This window comes from Parasphingorhabdus sp. W113, from assembly GCF_055693205.1.
The window spans coordinates 3,561,955-3,577,963 of sequence record NZ_CM146328.1 but is presented as its reverse complement, the minus strand read 5'-3'; the positions used below and the strand labels follow the sequence as shown (position 1 = coordinate 3,577,963).

The following is a 16,009-nucleotide window of genomic DNA, read 5'->3' as shown; positions in this document are numbered from 1 at the left end:
TGCCGATCCTCTCGGTTCAAGTCGAGACATGTTGTGTGAAATGCCCCCGGGCCAAACGAGCCGGACGGTGCCCGCTTAGGGAAGGCCCGGTGGCCGCTATGTCGTCCGGAACGCATTGGTGATCGGATAGCGGCGATCCCGGCCAAAATTACGCGTCCCCAGTTTCACGCCCGGCGGGGCCTGGCGGCGTTTATATTCCGCAATATAGAGCAGTTTCTCGATCCGGATCACCACGTCCCTGTCAAAACCGCGCGCCACCAGATCCGAAACCGACAGCTCCTCTTCGATCAGGCCATGCAGGAGCGGATCGAGGATCTCATAGTCCGGCAGACTGTCGCTGTCCTTCTGGTCTTCGCGCAGTTCCGCGCTGGGCGGCTTGGTGATGACCGTGTCAGGCATGACCGGCCCATCCGGCCCGATGCCGAGACTCGGCTTGTTGCGGTTGCGCCATTCGGACAGTTTGAACACGGTCAGCTTGTAGGCGTCCTTGAGCACCGAATAGCCGCCGGCCATATCGCCATAGATGGTGGCATAACCGACGCTCATTTCGCTCTTGTTGCCGGTCGTCAGCAGCATATGGCCAAATTTGTTGCTCATCGCCATCAGCGTGACGCCGCGGATCCGCGACTGGATATTTTCTTCAGTTATGTCGACATCCTCGTCGGCAAAACTGCCTTCGAGCATCGCATCAAACCCTTCGACCGCGGGAACAATCGAAATCGTGTCGAGCCGGGTGCCGAGCAGTTCGGCGCAGCCGGCGGCGTCATCAAGACTCTCCTGCGAGGTAAAGCGCGATGGCATCATTACACACCATACCCGGTCCGCGCCCAGAGCGTCGACCGCAACCGCGGCGGACAAGGCGCTGTCAATGCCGCCCGAAAGGCCGAGGATGACACCGGGAAAGCGATTGGCATTCACATAGTCGCGCAAGCCAACTATCATCGCATTGTAGATATCCGCCGGATGGTCATCGAGCGCGTGCAACTCTCCAGGCGCACAGGTCCAGTTGCCGTCGGATTTGGTCCAGTGCGTATCGACCACCGCTTCATCCCAGTCGGGGAGCTGGTGCATCACCGCAGCGTCACCGTTCAAGACAAAACTGGCACCGTCGAAAACCACTTCATCCTGGCCGCCGACCCGGTTGAGAAAGATCATCGGTATCCCGGTTTCGCGCACCCGTCGGGTCGCCACCTGACCCAGTCGCTTGTCGTCTTTCTCGATTTCATAGGGACTGCCATGCACCGAGATGAAAAGTTCCACGCCCTGGTCTTTGAGATGCTCGCACACCGTCGGGAACCAGACATCTTCGCAGATCGGCAAGCCGATCTTGCAATCCCGAAAAGTGATCAGGTCCGGCAATGGCCCGGAGGTGAACAGGCGCTTCTCGTCAAACGTCCCGTAATTGGGGAGCTCCACCTTGTACCGCACCGCCGCTATGCGCCCTTGCTCGAGCAAGGCGATGCCATTGTACAAATGGTCGCCCTCGCGGAAAATCGAGCCGACCAGCATCGCCGTGTCGCGGCCGGCCGTGGCTTCGGCGAGGCGCTGCAATTCAGCAGCAGCCCGTTCCTGCACGGCTGGCTTCAATACCAGGTCCTCCGGCGGATAACCGATGAGCTGCAATTCGGGGAAAACGACCAGATCGCTATCCGTCTTGCTATCGTAAATCGCAAGCATTGCATCGGCATTGCCGGACAAATCGCCCACCGATTGGGTGAGCTGAGCCATTGTAATCTTGAGCGTTCCGTTCATTCCGTCCTGATAGAAAGCCGCTGGCCACGGGGCAAATGATTTATCCGAAAACCAGCGACCCCAGCACCCGGCCGGGAATGAAAGCAAACAGACCGGCGATCAGCAGGCCGATATAGGGACCGCGCATCGCCCGATAATGTTCCTTCACATTGCCGCGCCGGATCTGCCACACCCCCATCGGAATCGAGACCAGCGTAATGATCGAGAATATATGGATGAAGCTGTACCCGCTGCCAGCAATGCCCGTGCCCGGCCGACCGATCCAGAAACTCGCGATCGCGGTGATCAGCATGAGGATTCCCCAGATTCGACCAAGCATCTTATGTTGGGCGTCGCCCTTTTTCCGCCACAGGATATAGCCGCCCAGGGGAATGGCCGGAATGACGGTAGCGAGATGGATCATGACTGGAAGAGTTAGCGGCCGGGCTGGACTGCCGGCTGGCGCAGATCCGACCGCATAGCCACCGGAAAGGTTCGACAGCGCCATCATCACCAAGGTGAACAGGATTGTCGCGCCAGCCATGAAGATCATGTTCTGGATCGATAGGCCGCTTTGCGTAGCAGGAACCGAAGGCGCATCGCCCATGTCATTTTTCATCTGGATTGTCCTCTTTTGGATGGCGTTGCCAGCGGTGTGGTCGAAGAATGAATGACATAACAGCTTGCTTACGCCAATGGATTGCGCTTATGCGTAAACGCGCCAAAAACTGGTAATTTGCCCATTCACGAAGCGCGAACGGGCCATTGGGGCATCGTATGAACAGCAAGAAACACCTGCCGGTACGCAAGCAGATCGCAGTCGAATTGCTGATCATGGCGGCGATCGGATTGGTGCTTGGCTTTCTCGGGCCATTTGGCACTTATGCGATGCCGGTGGGGATGCGTCTGCTCTACTGGGTCGGGTTCATCATCGTCGGCTATGCGATTTTCCGACCGGTATCGATCACCGCCGAATGGCTCCGGGCCAGCACCGGTGTCCCGGAATGGGCGGCGGTATTGCTGTCCGCCGCCATTGCCGCTTTGCCGCTATCAGTCCTGATCGGATTTGCGATTGCCGGGATGCGGTTTGATCCGCGCTTTTTCGGCAATGCGTTTCTCGTCCTTTATCTGCAGTGTGCCGCTATTGGCTGCGGCATTTATCTGCTGATGCGCCTGGTCTTCGGGCGGGATCATGCTCATGCAACGGCGCCCGCAACAGAAGAAGCAACCACGCCTCCGCCGTCTGGTCCCGCAGACTCGTCCGAGGACCTGCCGATCCAGGCGCGGATTCAGGATCGCCTGCCACCGGGCTTTCCGCCCGAGATCCTCGCCCTGGGTGTCGAAGATCATTATGTGCGCGTCCATGCGCCCGAGCGATCCGAAATGCTGCTCATGCGCCTCTCCGATGCAATTGTCGAAATGGAGCCGCTGGACGGCATGCAAGTGCATCGCAGCTGGTGGGTGGCGCGCAGCGCTGTCATGACGTCAAAAAAAGACGTCCGCAATTGGCGCCTCGTGCTGCACAACGATCTGGAAGTCCCGGTTTCCCGCGCATATGTCGCCAGGCTGAAACAATCTGGCTGGATTTGATCAAAAGGCGCTTTTGATTTTGGCGGCACCTGTCTAACAGTGTCACGAAAGCATCATATTGGGTCCGTGATTCTCAGCTGGTAACGGACCAGATTTCGGGGGAGCCAATTTATGAAACTCATGTCTGGCAACAGCAATTTGCCGCTTGCACAAGCCGTCGCGGATTATCTCGACATCAAATTGACCGACGCCAGCGTGAAGCGCTTTGCCGATGACGAGATTTTCATCGAGATCCACGAAAATGTCCGCGGCGAAGATGTTTTCATCATGCAGTCGACCAGCTACCCGGCGAACGACAATCTGATGGAACTGCTGATCGGTATTGATGCGCTGCGCCGGGCGTCGGCCAAGCGCATTACCGCCGTGATCCCCTATTTCGGCTATGCCCGCCAGGACCGCAAACCCGGACCGCGGACGCCGATTTCCGCTAAACTGGTGGCCAATCTGATCACCGAAGCTGGCGCCGACCGGGTGCTGTCAATCGATCTGCACGCCGGGCAGATCCAGGGCTTTTTCGATATTCCAACCGACAATCTCTACGGCGCACCGGTGATGTCGGCGGACATCCAGGCGCGCTTCTCAGGCCATGAACTGATGGTCGTATCGCCCGATGTGGGCGGTGTGGTCCGGGCCCGCGCGCTGGCCAAACGGCTCGACAACGCGCCGCTGGCGATTGTCGACAAGCGCCGCGAACGCGCGGGCGAATCCGAAGTGATGAACATTATCGGCGACGTGTCCGGGCGTTTTTGTATTCTCATCGATGATATTGTCGATTCCGGCGGCACCTTGTGCAACGCCGCCCAGGCACTCAAGGATCAGGGCGCAACCGGTGTGGTCGCCTATTGTACCCACGGGGTACTTTCGGGCGGCGCGGTGGCCCGGGTTGACGGCAGCGCGCTCAAGGAACTGGTCATTACCGACTCGATCGGTGCCACCGAAGCGGTCCAGCAGTCCGATCATGTCCGCCATCTGACCATCGCCCCGCTGCTCGGCGAAGCGATCAAGCGGATCGCCGACGAAAGTTCGGTCTCAAGTCTGTTTGATTGATCGGAACCCGAATCGGTAAAAGGGGCAGAGGGTCGGGGGGCCAATGACAATGCCAAGTTTGGATCAACTGTTTCGCTATCGCGTGGCCATCGCGCTTTTCGCCATTGCCCTGTCGCTTTTTACCTGGACGACCGAATGGGCCGGCTGGGTCTATGTCTGCCCCTATTGCCGGGCGCAGCGGACGATCATCGGCTTGCTCGGCCTGGCCCTGTTGATGCAGCCGCAGCATTGGTTCAATCGCTGGATTTCCTCGACTCTGGCGTTTTTCGGCCTGGCAGTGGCGGCGGTTCAGCATTTTAACGGCTGGAAAAAGATCATGGCCGGAGAGTTTTCCTGGGGCACCTTCTGGTGGGCCAATTCCTGGGTGTTGTCCGGCGGCGCGCTGTTTATCATCACCGGGCTGATTCTGTATCTGTGGAGTTGGCGATCGGTTGAAAAAACGCTCTGATGCGTTGTTCAAACCCGTATCACGTTACCTAAATCTAGCGTCTGGCAGCGATGGTTCGCAGCATATCTTCGGCAATTTTCTTTTGACCGGCGTGCAGTGCACCACGACCGGTTGCGCCAAGCGCAGCGGTTAGCCGGTCTTTGGCTAGAGGGTAATTGCCCAACAAATAGTAACTGGATCCCGACATATATCGGAAATATCCATTGCCCGATTGCTGTGCCGCAGCACGATCAAATTGCTTGGCTGCCTTTTTGTATTTTCCCTGATTCAGAAATTTGAGTCCACGGTTGGCATAGTTTTGACCTCGCACCATCTTGCCGCGCTCGAGGTCGTCGGCGGGGCCGCGTACACCGCACCCATTCTGACATGCCGGAGAATTTTCTGGCAAAGGTTGTGCGGCAACTGTTCCGCCAGACAGGATTGAACCGGTAATCACCAGTATCGCCAGGAACATCTTAGAGATTAATGTCATATTGAGCCTTGCAACAGCGATGTACTCCACACTTCCTAGGCTGGTCCACTGGATTTGCAAACCGATTCCAAATATCAGCTATAGACAATAGACCCCTGGCCACGGTTCGTTTACAGCATGGCCATGACTCCCAAAGATATTGCCCTTGCAGAACAACTTGCCGACGCCGCAGGCGAAGCGATCCGGCCGCTTTATCGCGCCAAATTCGATCAGGACACCAAGAGCGATTCCACGCCGGTGACAGAAGCCGATCGGGCCGCCGAGGCGGCCATGCGCGGCATCATTGAGGCCGCCTGTCCCGGCGACGGCATTATCGGCGAAGAATATGGCACGATCAACGAAGGCGCGGCGCGCCAATGGGTGCTCGATCCGATTGACGGAACCACCAGCTTCATCGCCGGGCGACCGATTTTCGGAACGCTGATCGCGCTGCTGCAGGACGGCTGGCCAGTGCTCGGGATTATCGATCAGCCGATCGGCCGGGAACGCTGGGTCGGCGTGGTCGGACGTCCAACTACCTTCAACGGCGCACCGGCCCAGAGCGCGCGCTGCCGCGATCTTAAGGATGCCGTGCTGGCGACAACCACACCGCACCAGTTTGACGAGCATGATGCCGATCATTTCATGGGACTCGCCGGCAAGGTGGCCCCGCGCAAGATCATCTATGGCGGCGACTGCTATAATTACGGCCTCGTCGCATCCGGTCATGTCGATGTCGTTTGTGAAGCCGGTCTGATGCTGCACGACTATGCCGCGCTGGCCCCGATTGTCGATGGCGCTGGCGGCATGATGTGCGACTGGAACGGAGAACCGTTACACGCCGAATCCGACGGCCACGTCCTGGCGATCGGCGATCAGGCGCGCGTCGACGACGTGCTGGAGGCGATTGCTTGTCATCACTAAACCAGGCGGACGTCAAAATCCGCTTCTTCCCCCCAGCAGAAGCGCTCAAACCCTATGTCAGCACGCTCTATTTGACCGAAGTGGACAGCCGCAACGGCGAGCCGATTGGGGACCATCTGCATCCCGAATGGGCAAATTTGCGATTCATGCAGGATGAAACACCGGTCGGCAGTATCGGATCAGCACCGCATAGGCGCATGCCGCAATTTGTCGCCACCGGACCGACCAGCATGGCGTCCTGGTTCGAAACCGCCAAGATGCGCTCTTGGGGCATTGGTTTATTGCCATTGGGATGGAGCAAATTTATCCCGGTTTCCGCCGAAGACTATGCCGACCGGACGGTTGACGGCGACACGGATGCCGGGTTTCAGACCTTTGCAGGTCTGCGCAGACAACTGTTCGCCGCAGGCACGGCTGATGCCAATGCCGAAGCGGAGCAGATCAACCAGTTTCTGCTGGCGTTGCTGGACAATGCGCCACCGGATAATGATCTGGTCCACCAGGCCCACCGCATCCTGGTCGATCCCGATCTCGCCACGGTTCAGGAAATGGCGGAGCGGCTAAATATTATCGGCCGTTCACTGGACCGGCTCAGCCGCAAGGCCTTCGGTTTTCCACCCAAGCTCCTGCTGCGGCGCCAGCGCTTTCTGCGCAGCCTGGCTGACAATATGCTCAATCCGGAACAGAGCTGGATCGCCACGATAGACCCGCAATATTATGATCAGGCCCATTTCGGTCGGGATTTCCGGCGCTTCATGGGCATGAGTGCAAGCGCCTATAAGGCCCGCCCCCACCCGTTTCTCAACGCCGCCGTGCATGGCCGGATGGCAGCGGCGGGCGCGGGCATGCAGGTGCTGCATGCTCCTGCGCAACCAAAAGCCGACAATTAGTCTGCGGATTATCCGACCATCTTGGCAGTGACCGGCAACGGTTGGACCTTGCCGTAAATTTTGACAGTCCTTCCTCGAAGGCTTAGTTTCCACGGCATATCCGGCGGAGGGTTCCATGAACAGGCTGCAGATTCGCGACATTGCGTTGATGATTGCATTATTGTTTGTCACGACGATGATCGGGGCAGAAATTTTCGGCCATGTCGTTGTCGGTGCCTTGACCTTTTCGAACCCGCCGGCCTCGTTTGCCATTTTCCATGGTGAATATGCCTATGACAGCAGCGGTTTCTGGCAAATCGTGGCGCCCCTTGCGGTGCTCTTTTTCGCCATCGCCACGGCCTTGAACTGGTCGACATCGCGCAGAATGCTGCTGCTGTCCGGCTTCGTCCTGTTTCTTATTATTTGCGCAGTTTCTATTCTGGTGATCTTTCCGCAGTTTCAGGCGCTGACGGCCATAAATCCGTCCGCCCCCCTTGATCCGGCGCTTGCCGAACGCGGCCGCAACTGGACGATCATCGGTCTTGTACGGTGGGCAGCAACCATTGTGGTGGCGCTGATCATGATGACGGCTTTGATGCGCAGGAATTAGACGCTAATTTCCTTGCATTCGCGCCGAATCCTGTTACTGCGCCCTTTCCTATGTGACGCTCTGGCCAGTGTGGGCTGCCACAAGTGTCCGTAACGGTACTTTTCAAAGGAGACCAAAATGCCCAAGTTGAAGACCAAAAGTGGTGTGAAGAAACGCTTCAAAATCACCGCAAACGGCAAGGTAAAGCACGGCGTCGCCGGCAAACGCCACCGTTTGATGAGCCATAACAGCAAATATATCCGCCAGAACCGCGGCACCAAGAAATTGTGTGATGCGGATGCGCGTACAGTCAAGAAATGGGCGCCTTACGGGCTCTGATCACAAGACGCGTCGCGCTCGGCTTGAGCGCAACTGGATAGATTACAAGGATATAGATAATGGCACGTGTAAAACGGGGTACGACCACTCGTACAAAACATAAAAGATTACTGGTTCAGGCGAAGGGCTATTACGGCCGTCGCAAGAACACCATTCGCGTCGCGCGGCAGGCTGTCGAAAAAGCCGGCCAATATGCCTATCGCGATCGGAAAGTTAAAAAGCGGGCGTTCCGTGCAATCTGGATTCAGCGGATCAACGCTGCGGTCCGCGCCGAAGGCATGACCTATGGCACATTCATTCACGGCACCAAGCTGGCCGGCATCGAGCTGGACCGCAAGGTCATGGCCGATCTGGCGATGAACGAACCTGCTGTGTTTAGCGGCCTGATCAAACAGGCGCAGGATGCTTTGGCCAAGGCCTGAAGCATTTCCATAATTTCAAAAAAGCGCCGGAGAGCAATCTCTACGGCGCTTTTTTATTGGGTTTTTCAGATGGTTTCCCTAGACGGAACGGCGATAGAAGACAGGATAGAACGATGAGCAACATCGAAGCGATCAAAGACCAGTATCTCGCGCAGATCGAAGCCGCGACCGATGGCGAAGCCCTGGAGACGATCCGGGTGGCCGCGCTGGGCAAGAAAGGCGAGATTTCGCTGCTGCTGAAAACGCTCGGCAAAATGACGCCGGAAGAGCGCCAGAGCGAAGGGCCGCGGATCAATGGTGCGCGGCAAGCGGTTGCCGATGCAATCACCGCTCGCAAGGACGCGCTCGATGCCGCGGCGCTCAACGCCAAGCTCGCAACCGAAACGCTGGATCTCACCTTGCCGCCACCCGCCACACCGCTGGGCAGCATTCACCCGGTGTCCCAGGTCATGGACGAACTGGCAGAGATTTTCGCCGATCTCGGATTCTCGGTCGCGACCGGCCCGGAGATCGAGGATGACTGGCATAATTTCTCGGCGCTCAACATTCCCGACACCCATCCTGCACGGGCGATGCACGACACGTTCTATTTTCCCGATGTCGATGATCAGGGCATGCCGAAACTGCTGCGGACCCACACATCGCCAGTGCAGATCCGGACGATGATCGATGCCGCGCAACGCAGCCAGGGCGCGGGCGAGCCCATTTACATCATCGCGCCAGGGCGCACCTATCGCAGCGACAGCGATGCGACCCACACGCCGATGTTCCATCAGGTCGAAGGGCTGGTGATCGACAAGGGGATTCATATGGGCCACCTCAAATGGACGCTGGAAACCTTTGTTCGCGCGTTTTTCGAACGCGATGATATCGAGCTGCGCCTGCGCCCGAGCTATTTTCCGTTCACCGAGCCAAGCGCCGAAGTCGATGTCGGCTTTTCGGTCGAAAAAGGCCGCCGGATCATCGGTGGATCATCGGGCAGCAACGAAAGCGGCTGGATGGAAATCCTTGGCTCCGGCATGGTTCACCCCAATGTGATCCGCAATTGCGGGCTCGACCCTGACGTCTGGCAGGGCTTTGCCTTTGGCTGCGGCATCGACCGGCTGGCGATGCTGAAATATGGCATGGATGACCTGCGTGCCTTTTTCGATGGCGATCTGCGCTGGGCCCGACATTATGGATTTGACGCGCTGGACGTTCCGACGCTCAGCGGAGGAGTGGGCGCATGAAATCGACTGCCATCATGAAATCCCAAAAAGCGCCTGTCGCCCCCGCGAAGGCGGGGGTCCAGCTCCTATCATTTCGGCGCGCATCCACCCCGTTATTGAAGCAGGAGATTGGACAATGAAATTCTCCCTCTCTTGGCTCAAGGCGCATCTCGACACCGATGCCAGCCTGACCGAAATTACCGACAAGCTGACCGCTATCGGGCTGGAACTCGAAGGTCTGGAAAATCCGGCTGATGCGCTGAAACCCTTTCGTGTGGCCAAGGTCATCAAGGCCGGCCCGCACCCTAATGCCGACAAGTTGCAGCTGCTCACCGTCGACGACGGGTCTGCCGAGCCATGGCAGGTGGTCTGTGGCGCGCCCAATGCGCGGCAGGATATGGTCGGCGTGTTCGGGCCTCCCGGCACCTATATTCCGGGCAGCGATTTCACGCTGAAGCCAGCCAAAATCCGCGATGTCGAAAGTTTTGGCATGATGTGCAGCGCTCGCGAACTGGAGCTCGGCGACGATCATGACGGCATTATCGAACTGCCCGCCGACGCGCCGGTGGGCACCAGCTATGCCGACTATGCAGAACTGGACGACCCGGTCATGGATGTAGCGATCACACCCAACCGCCAGGATTGCATGGGCGTTCGCGGGATCGCGCGGGATCTCGCGGCGGCCGGTCTCGGCACGCTCAAACCGCTTGCCGTTCCGGCCCTATCGCGCACCGGCGACGGTCCGGATGTGCGCACGGATGATCCAGAGGGTTGCCCGGCCTTTTATGGCTGTACGGTCAGCGGCGTGAGCAATGGCGCATCACCCGACTGGATGCAGGCACGGCTCAAGTCCGCGGGGCAGAAGCCGATCAACGCGCTGGTCGACATTACCAATTATGTGATGCTCGACCATGGCCGCCCCCTGCACGTCTATGATGTCAGCAAGCTCAGCGGCGGGCTGGTCGCGCGCAAAGCCAAGCCTGGCGAAAAACTGACCGCGCTCAATGACAAGGAATATGTACTCGACGCCAGCATGACCGTGATCGCCGATGACAAGGGCGCGCATGATATTGGCGGGATCATGGGGGGAGCCGAAACCGGCTCGGAAACCACGACGACCGATGTGCTGATCGAATGCGCTTATTTTGATCCTGCCCATATCGCCCGGACCGGTCAGAAACTGATGCTGACCAGCGATGCCCGGCAACGGTTTGAGCGCGGCGTCGACCCGGCGTTTCTCGATAGCGGGATCGATATCGCCACGGCGCTTGTGCTTGATCTGTGCGGCGGAACCGCAAGCGAAGTTACTCGTGCGGGCACGCCGCCGACCGAACAGCGCGTGCTGGCCTATGATCCGCAGCAATGTGCCGCCCTTGGTGGCCTGGATGTCGCGGCCGATGAACAGAAGGCTATCCTCGAAGCTCTCGGTTTCGCGGTTGCGGATGACTGGACGGTAACCGTGCCGACATGGCGTCGTGACGTCGTCGGCTGGCAGGATCTGGTCGAGGAAGTCATCCGGATCAAAGGACTCGATGCGATTCCCTCGGCACCTTTGCCGCGCAAAGCCGGGGTCGCCAAGCCGACCGCCTCGCCCGAACAGCTGGCTGAACGCAAGGCCCGCCGGGCCGCCGCCACGCGCGGGCTCAACGAGACCGTTACCTGGAGCTTCATCTCCGACAAGGAAGCCGCGCCATTTGGTGGCGGAGCCTGGTCGCTGGCCAATCCGATCTCGGAAGATCTCAAGGTCATGCGGCCCTCCTTGCTGCCCGGCCTGATCGCGGCAGCCCAACGCAATGCCGATCGCGGCGCGCCGGCCATCCGCCTGTTCGAAGTCGGCCGACGCTATCTCGCGGAAACCGAACATCCGACCCTCGGCCTGGTCCTCGCCGGCACCAATCAGGCGCGCAGCTGGCAGGGGGAGCAGCGACGAAATTCGATCCGTTCGACGCCAAGGCCGAGGTCCTGGCCATTCTCGCCGCCGCCGGTGCACCGGTCGATAAACTGATGGATTTTGGCGAGGCCGGCGATCATTATCATCCCGGCCAATCCGGAACCTTGCGGCTGGGTCCGAAGAAAATCCTCGCCGCCTATGGCGCGCTGCATCCGAATGTGCTGAAAGCCTTCGGTCTCAAAACCAGCGCGGTGGCGGCAGAGATTTTCCTCGATGCGATTCCGCTCAAGAAAAGAGCCAGCCACATGCGCGATGCCTTTACGCCGCCGGCGTTGCAAAGCGTGACCCGTGACTTTGCGTTCATTGTCGACGCGGCCCTGCCGGCTGGTGATCTGGTGCGCGCGGTCAAGGGCGCGGACAAGAAGCTCATCACCGATGCGCGGTTGTTCGATCTGTTCGAAGGCGCGAGTGTCGGCGAAGGCAAGAAATCGCTGGCGGTCGAGATCACTTTGCAACCGACCGAAGCGAGCCTGACCGACGAGGATCTCAAAGCGTTGACCGACAAGGTGGTCGCCAACGCATCCAAGCTCGGTGCAGAATTGCGCGGCTAATAACATGACCAATCCCCGCCGCACCTTTGCGATTATTTCTCACCCCGATGCGGGTAAGACCACGCTGACCGAGAAGCTGCTGCTGAAAGGCGGCGCGATTCATCTCGCCGGCGAGGTCAAGGCGCGCGGCGACAACCGGCGGGCGCGATCGGACTGGATGAAGATCGAACAGCAGCGCGGGATCTCGGTGACCTCGTCGGTGATGACCTTCGAACGCAAGGGGATTACCTTCAACCTGCTCGACACGCCTGGCCATGAAGATTTTTCGGAAGACACCTATCGCACGCTGACCGCGGTCGACAGCGCGATCATGGTGATCGACGCGGCCAGCGGGATCGAGGCACAGACGCTCAAGCTATTCGAGGTCTGCCGGTTGCGCAGCGTGCCGATCATCACCTTCGTCAACAAGGTTGACCGCGAAGGCCGCGATCCGTTCGAACTGCTCGACGAAGTTGCCGACAAGCTCGCGCTCGACGTCTGCCCGATGAGCTGGCCCACCGGCATGGGCGGCCAGTTTGAAGGCATTTACGACCTCCTTCGCAACCAGCTCCACCAGCCCGATGGCGACAGCAAGCAATATGATGGCCAAGTCCAGCAATTTGCCGGGCTGGATGATCCGAAGCTCGCCGATGTCCTGAGCGACGAGGCGCTCGAGCGGCTGACCAGCGAAGGCGAGCTGGCCCAGGGCGGCTATAGCAGTTTTGATCTCGAAGCCTATCGCAACGGAGACCTGACCCCGGTCTATTTCGGATCCGCGCTCAAGCAATTTGGTGTCGAGGAGCTGATCGAGGCAATTGCCGACTATGCCCCCGCGCCGCGGCCGCAACCGGCCGAACCGGAACCCATCCATCCGGACAGCGAAGACGTCACCGGTTTTGTCTTCAAGATCCAGGCGAATATGGACCCGCAGCATCGCGACCGGATCGCGTTCATGCGGCTCTGCTCGGGCGAGTTCAAGCGCGGGATGAAACTGACGCCCTCCGCGCTCGGCAAGCCAATCGCGATCCACTCGCCGATCCTGTTCTTTGCCCAGGACCGGGAAATTGCCGATACCGCCCAGCCCGGCGATATTATCGGCATTCCCAATCACGGCACCTTGCGGGTTGGCGATACGCTGTCGGAAAAGAATCAGGTGCGGATTACCGGCCTGCCCAATTTTGCGCCCGAGATTTTGCGCCGCGTGATCCTGAAAGACCCGACCCAGACCAAGAAGCTGCGCAAGGCGCTCGACGACCTGTCCGAAGAAGGTGTCGTGCAGGTCTTCTATCCCGAACTCGGCGCAAACTGGATTATCGGCGTCGTCGGCCAGCTCCAGCTCGAAGTTCTGGTCAGCCGCTTGTCCGCGGAATATAAGGTTGAAGCAGGCCTGGAACCCGCGCCCTTTGAAACCGCCCGCTGGATCAGCGGCGCCGAGGATGTGATGAGCGCCTTTGCCAATATCAACCAGACCAGCCTTGCCCGGGATCGCGATGACAATATGGTGTTCCTCGCCAAAAGCGCGTGGGATGTTGGCTATCAGGAAGAGCGCAATCCCGATTTGAAATTCAGCGCCACCAGAGAGCGATAGAGGAACAGCAAATGGCGAAAAATTGGTCGGTCTATTTGTCCGGTGAAATTCACACCGACTGGCGCGGGGCCATTGCGCAGGGCGCCGCAGCCAAAGGACTTCCAGTGGAATTTTCCGCACCGGTTACCGACCATCCGGCCTCGGATGATTGCGGCGTCACGATATTGGGCGCGGAAGATGACAAAGTCTGGCACGATCGCAAGGGCGCACAGATCAACGCCATCCGGACCTCCACGCTGATCAAGCAGGCCGATATTGTCGTCGTCCGCTTTGGCGACAAATATAAGCAATGGAACGCCGCTTTTGATGCCGGCTATGCGGCAGCGCTCGGCAAGCCACTGATCATCAATCACGGACCCGAGATCATCCACCCGCTCAAGGAAATCGACGCTGCGGCCCTCGCCGTCGCCGAAACGCCGGAACAGATTGTCGATATTCTCGATTATGTCATCACCGGCAGGCTCGCTGGCTATACCGCCTGAAACCCGCCGCCGCCGCGCGCTCAGAGAATATAGTAGATCGCCAGACAGGCGGCGATGCCGACGCCGATATTCAGCGGCAGACCGATCTTCACAAAATCGGCGAAGCGGTAGTTGCCGGCCGTGTAGACCAGCGTGTTTGTCTGATAACCCACTGGCGTGGCAAAACTCGCGGAGGCGCCGAACATCACCGCAACCAGCAGGCTGCGCACATCGACCCCGGTTTGCTCGGCAATGCCGATGACCAGTGGCGTCATGATGACCGCCACGGCATTATTGGTCGCGGTTTCGGTGAGCAGCGAGGTCAGCGAATAGACCGCAATGATCAGCCAGAGCGGCGAGATCATGTTGAGCAACGGCAGCAGCGTGTCGACAATCAGCTGCACCGTTCCGGCATTTTCAAGCCCCTTCCCGACCGCCAGCATCGCAAAGATCAGCACCAGGACATTGCCGTCAATCGCCGACCAGGCCTCATCGCTGTCGATACAGCGGGTGACCAGCACCGCCGCCACACCGAGCATCGCCAGCGCCGCGATCGGCATCACACCCAGCGTGGCGGCGATGATGATGATCGCCAGCGTGAGAATAGCGATCGGCGCCCGCGCGCGTCGATAGGCGCGGGATTCCGGTTCCTGCAAATGGACCAGATCGGCATTGTCCTGCAAGGTTTCGACCGACACATCGTCGGTCTGCACCAGCAGGCCGTCACCATGGCGGATGCGCGCTTCAGCCAGCGTCGGTCCGGCAATATGCCGCGGCCGCGAGAGACCCAGAACGCGGGCCGGCACACGCGAAAGAAAGGGCAGATTGGGCAATGATTTGCCGACCGAGCGATGAGAGGGTCCGATCACCAGCTCGACCAAGCGGGTATGGGTGTCGCCAATCGGCGTCGTTGGCTGCTTGACGCCAACATAGCCCAGGGACAGGCCATCAATTTCGGCGAGCGACAATAATTCTTCCTGGGTCACCGCAGCGACAATGGTTTCCCCGCCGACCAGCACATGATCGGAAAAAGCCACGCGGTCGATCGCATTGCCCATCCGGCGGCCGGCAATGGTGACACCGGACCGGGTAAAGGCGGTGATCTCGGAGACTTTCTTGCCGATATATTCGCTGTCTTCCTGTATCCGGATATCGGTCAGATATTGCGACTCCGGGGTCTGATCGGCGAGGTTATTGGCTTTCCTGTTGGGCAGAAAGAAGGGACCGAGAATCGCGATCATGATGATTCCGGTGACCGCAGCGATCAGGCCGACCTGAGTGATTTCGAACAGGCCGAACGGGGCCTGGCCATTTTCCTGGGCAACGCCGTCAACCAGCAGGTTGGTCGAGGTCCCGAGCAAGGTCAGGCTGCCACCGAGGATCGAGATATAGGAGAGCGGGATCAGCAGCTTGCTCACCGCGATGCCGGAAACCTTCGCAATCTTGCGCATGATCGGGATCAGAATGATCACCACCGGCGTGTTGTTGACAAAGGCGGAGGACAGGAATGTCCCGCCAAGAAACGCGCCGATCGCACTTTTGGGCCGGGTTTCCGCCTGCTTTGCGGCAAAGCCTGCCAGCGCCTCGATGACCCCGGTCCGGACAAGCGCGCCAGACAGGATGAACATCGCGCCAATGGTCAGCGGCGCCGGGTTGGAGAACACCCCGAGCAGGTCCGGGCTGTCGAGCAACCCGATGACCAGCATCACCGCAGCAGCGACCACGGCGGTGACCGCAGGCGGGCTGCGTTCGCTGATAAACGCCCAGAACAAGGCGACCAATATGGCCAGCCCGACAAAGGGTTTCGCGGTTTCCCAAATTGATATCCAGTCCACTATGTGCTCCTAAGCCGGCGACCTTG

At 59.2% G+C, this 16,009-nt stretch carries 15 protein-coding genes and 1 pseudogene; 12 read left to right on the top strand and 4 right to left on the bottom strand.

Annotated elements, in window-relative coordinates; all coding sequences use genetic code 11:
* Positions 1-96: 96 nt before the first annotated feature.
* Both ACZ1GS_RS17425 and ACZ1GS_RS17420 read right to left on the bottom strand, forming a co-directional pair.
* The gene (locus tag ACZ1GS_RS17425) at positions 97-1,752 is read right to left on the bottom strand and encodes an NAD+ synthase (RefSeq protein ID WP_472696423.1); all 1,656 of its coding nucleotides are present in this window, start codon (positions 1,750-1,752) and stop codon (positions 97-99) included.
* Positions 1,753-1,792: 40 nt separating this feature from the next.
* Positions 1,793-2,350, bottom strand: a complete 558-nt coding sequence (locus ACZ1GS_RS17420; RefSeq protein WP_472696422.1) for a DUF2306 domain-containing protein — start codon at positions 2,348-2,350, stop codon at positions 1,793-1,795.
* A gap of 158 nt (positions 2,351-2,508) precedes the next feature.
* On the opposite strand from ACZ1GS_RS17420, the gene ACZ1GS_RS17415 reads away from it, so the two are divergent.
* From ACZ1GS_RS17415 to ACZ1GS_RS17405, 3 genes are all read left to right on the top strand, one after another.
* On the top strand, positions 2,509-3,321 hold the full coding sequence (locus ACZ1GS_RS17415) for a LytTR family DNA-binding domain-containing protein (protein ID WP_472696421.1): 813 nt from the start codon (positions 2,509-2,511) through the stop codon (positions 3,319-3,321).
* A gap of 111 nt (positions 3,322-3,432) precedes the next feature.
* Entirely contained in the window at positions 3,433-4,368 is a 936-nt protein-coding gene (locus ACZ1GS_RS17410) for a ribose-phosphate pyrophosphokinase (protein WP_472696420.1), read from the top strand.
* Positions 4,369-4,411: 43 nt separating this feature from the next.
* Positions 4,412-4,816, top strand: a complete 405-nt coding sequence (locus tag ACZ1GS_RS17405; protein WP_472696419.1) for a hypothetical protein — start codon at positions 4,412-4,414, stop codon at positions 4,814-4,816.
* A 34-nt stretch (positions 4,817-4,850) separates the two neighbouring features.
* On the opposite strand, the gene ACZ1GS_RS17400 is transcribed toward ACZ1GS_RS17405, so the two are convergent.
* On the bottom strand, positions 4,851-5,348 hold the full coding sequence (locus ACZ1GS_RS17400; protein WP_472696418.1) for a hypothetical protein: 498 nt from the start codon (positions 5,346-5,348) through the stop codon (positions 4,851-4,853).
* A 63-nt stretch (positions 5,349-5,411) separates the two neighbouring features.
* On the opposite strand from ACZ1GS_RS17400, the gene hisN reads away from it, so the two are divergent.
* The 9 genes and pseudogenes from hisN (at position 5,412) to ACZ1GS_RS17355 (ending at position 14,169) form a co-directional block, all read left to right on the top strand.
* On the top strand, positions 5,412-6,191 hold the full coding sequence (gene hisN / locus ACZ1GS_RS17395; protein WP_472696417.1) for a histidinol-phosphatase: 780 nt from the start codon (positions 5,412-5,414) through the stop codon (positions 6,189-6,191).
* Positions 6,179-7,081: a helix-turn-helix domain-containing protein gene (locus ACZ1GS_RS17390; protein ID WP_472696416.1), complete on the top strand. Its 903-nt coding sequence runs from the start codon at positions 6,179-6,181 to the stop codon at positions 7,079-7,081. The genes hisN and ACZ1GS_RS17390 overlap by 13 nt, the downstream gene beginning before the upstream one ends.
* Before the next feature lie 115 nt (positions 7,082-7,196).
* Positions 7,197-7,670: a hypothetical protein gene (locus ACZ1GS_RS17385; protein WP_472696415.1), complete on the top strand. Its 474-nt coding sequence runs from the start codon at positions 7,197-7,199 to the stop codon at positions 7,668-7,670.
* Positions 7,671-7,787: 117 nt separating this feature from the next.
* Positions 7,788-7,988 carry a 50S ribosomal protein L35 gene (gene rpmI, locus ACZ1GS_RS17380; RefSeq protein ID WP_472696414.1) on the top strand — a complete coding sequence of 67 codons (201 nt, stop codon included), beginning with the start codon at positions 7,788-7,790 and terminating at the stop codon, positions 7,986-7,988.
* Between the two features lie 59 nt (positions 7,989-8,047).
* Entirely contained in the window at positions 8,048-8,410 is a 363-nt protein-coding gene (gene rplT, locus ACZ1GS_RS17375; protein ID WP_229954995.1) for a 50S ribosomal protein L20, read from the top strand.
* A gap of 113 nt (positions 8,411-8,523) precedes the next feature.
* Entirely contained in the window at positions 8,524-9,639 is a 1,116-nt protein-coding gene (gene pheS, locus ACZ1GS_RS17370; protein WP_472696413.1) for a phenylalanine--tRNA ligase subunit alpha, read from the top strand.
* A 115-nt stretch (positions 9,640-9,754) separates the two neighbouring features.
* Positions 9,755-12,120: pseudogene (gene pheT, locus ACZ1GS_RS17365) on the top strand (phenylalanine--tRNA ligase subunit beta).
* Positions 12,121-12,124: 4 nt separating this feature from the next.
* Positions 12,125-13,687 carry a peptide chain release factor 3 gene (locus tag ACZ1GS_RS17360; protein ID WP_472696412.1) on the top strand — a complete coding sequence of 521 codons (1,563 nt, stop codon included), beginning with the start codon at positions 12,125-12,127 and terminating at the stop codon, positions 13,685-13,687.
* 11 nt (positions 13,688-13,698) lie between these two features.
* Positions 13,699-14,169: a YtoQ family protein gene (locus tag ACZ1GS_RS17355; protein WP_472696411.1), complete on the top strand. Its 471-nt coding sequence runs from the start codon at positions 13,699-13,701 to the stop codon at positions 14,167-14,169.
* Between the two features lie 20 nt (positions 14,170-14,189).
* Here ACZ1GS_RS17355 and ACZ1GS_RS17350 read toward each other — a convergent pair whose 3' ends face one another.
* Positions 14,190-15,983 carry an SLC13 family permease gene (locus ACZ1GS_RS17350; protein WP_472696410.1) on the bottom strand — a complete coding sequence of 598 codons (1,794 nt, stop codon included), beginning with the start codon at positions 15,981-15,983 and terminating at the stop codon, positions 14,190-14,192.
* Positions 15,984-16,009 lie beyond the last annotated feature (26 nt).

Excerpts from the sequence above, each read along its gene's own strand:
- ACZ1GS_RS17360 (WP_472696412.1), top strand. The coding sequence starts at position 12,125 with ATGACCAATCCCCGCCGCACCTTTGCGATTATTTCTCACCCCGATGCG.
- hisN (WP_472696417.1), top strand. The coding sequence starts at position 5,412 with ATGACTCCCAAAGATATTGCCCTTGCAGAACAACTTGCCGACGCCGCA.
- ACZ1GS_RS17415 (WP_472696421.1), top strand. The coding sequence starts at position 2,509 with ATGAACAGCAAGAAACACCTGCCGGTACGCAAGCAGATCGCAGTCGAA.
- rplT (WP_229954995.1), top strand. The coding sequence starts at position 8,048 with ATGGCACGTGTAAAACGGGGTACGACCACTCGTACAAAACATAAAAGA.
- ACZ1GS_RS17355 (WP_472696411.1), top strand. The coding sequence starts at position 13,699 with ATGGCGAAAAATTGGTCGGTCTATTTGTCCGGTGAAATTCACACCGAC.
- ACZ1GS_RS17385 (WP_472696415.1), top strand. The coding sequence starts at position 7,197 with ATGAACAGGCTGCAGATTCGCGACATTGCGTTGATGATTGCATTATTG.
- ACZ1GS_RS17420 (WP_472696422.1), bottom strand. The coding sequence starts at position 2,350 with ATGAAAAATGACATGGGCGATGCGCCTTCGGTTCCTGCTACGCAAAGC.
- ACZ1GS_RS17410 (WP_472696420.1), top strand. The coding sequence starts at position 3,433 with ATGAAACTCATGTCTGGCAACAGCAATTTGCCGCTTGCACAAGCCGTC.
- rpmI (WP_472696414.1), top strand. The coding sequence starts at position 7,788 with ATGCCCAAGTTGAAGACCAAAAGTGGTGTGAAGAAACGCTTCAAAATC.
- pheS (WP_472696413.1), top strand. The coding sequence starts at position 8,524 with ATGAGCAACATCGAAGCGATCAAAGACCAGTATCTCGCGCAGATCGAA.
- ACZ1GS_RS17425 (WP_472696423.1), bottom strand. The coding sequence starts at position 1,752 with ATGAACGGAACGCTCAAGATTACAATGGCTCAGCTCACCCAATCGGTG.
- ACZ1GS_RS17405 (WP_472696419.1), top strand. The coding sequence starts at position 4,412 with ATGACAATGCCAAGTTTGGATCAACTGTTTCGCTATCGCGTGGCCATC.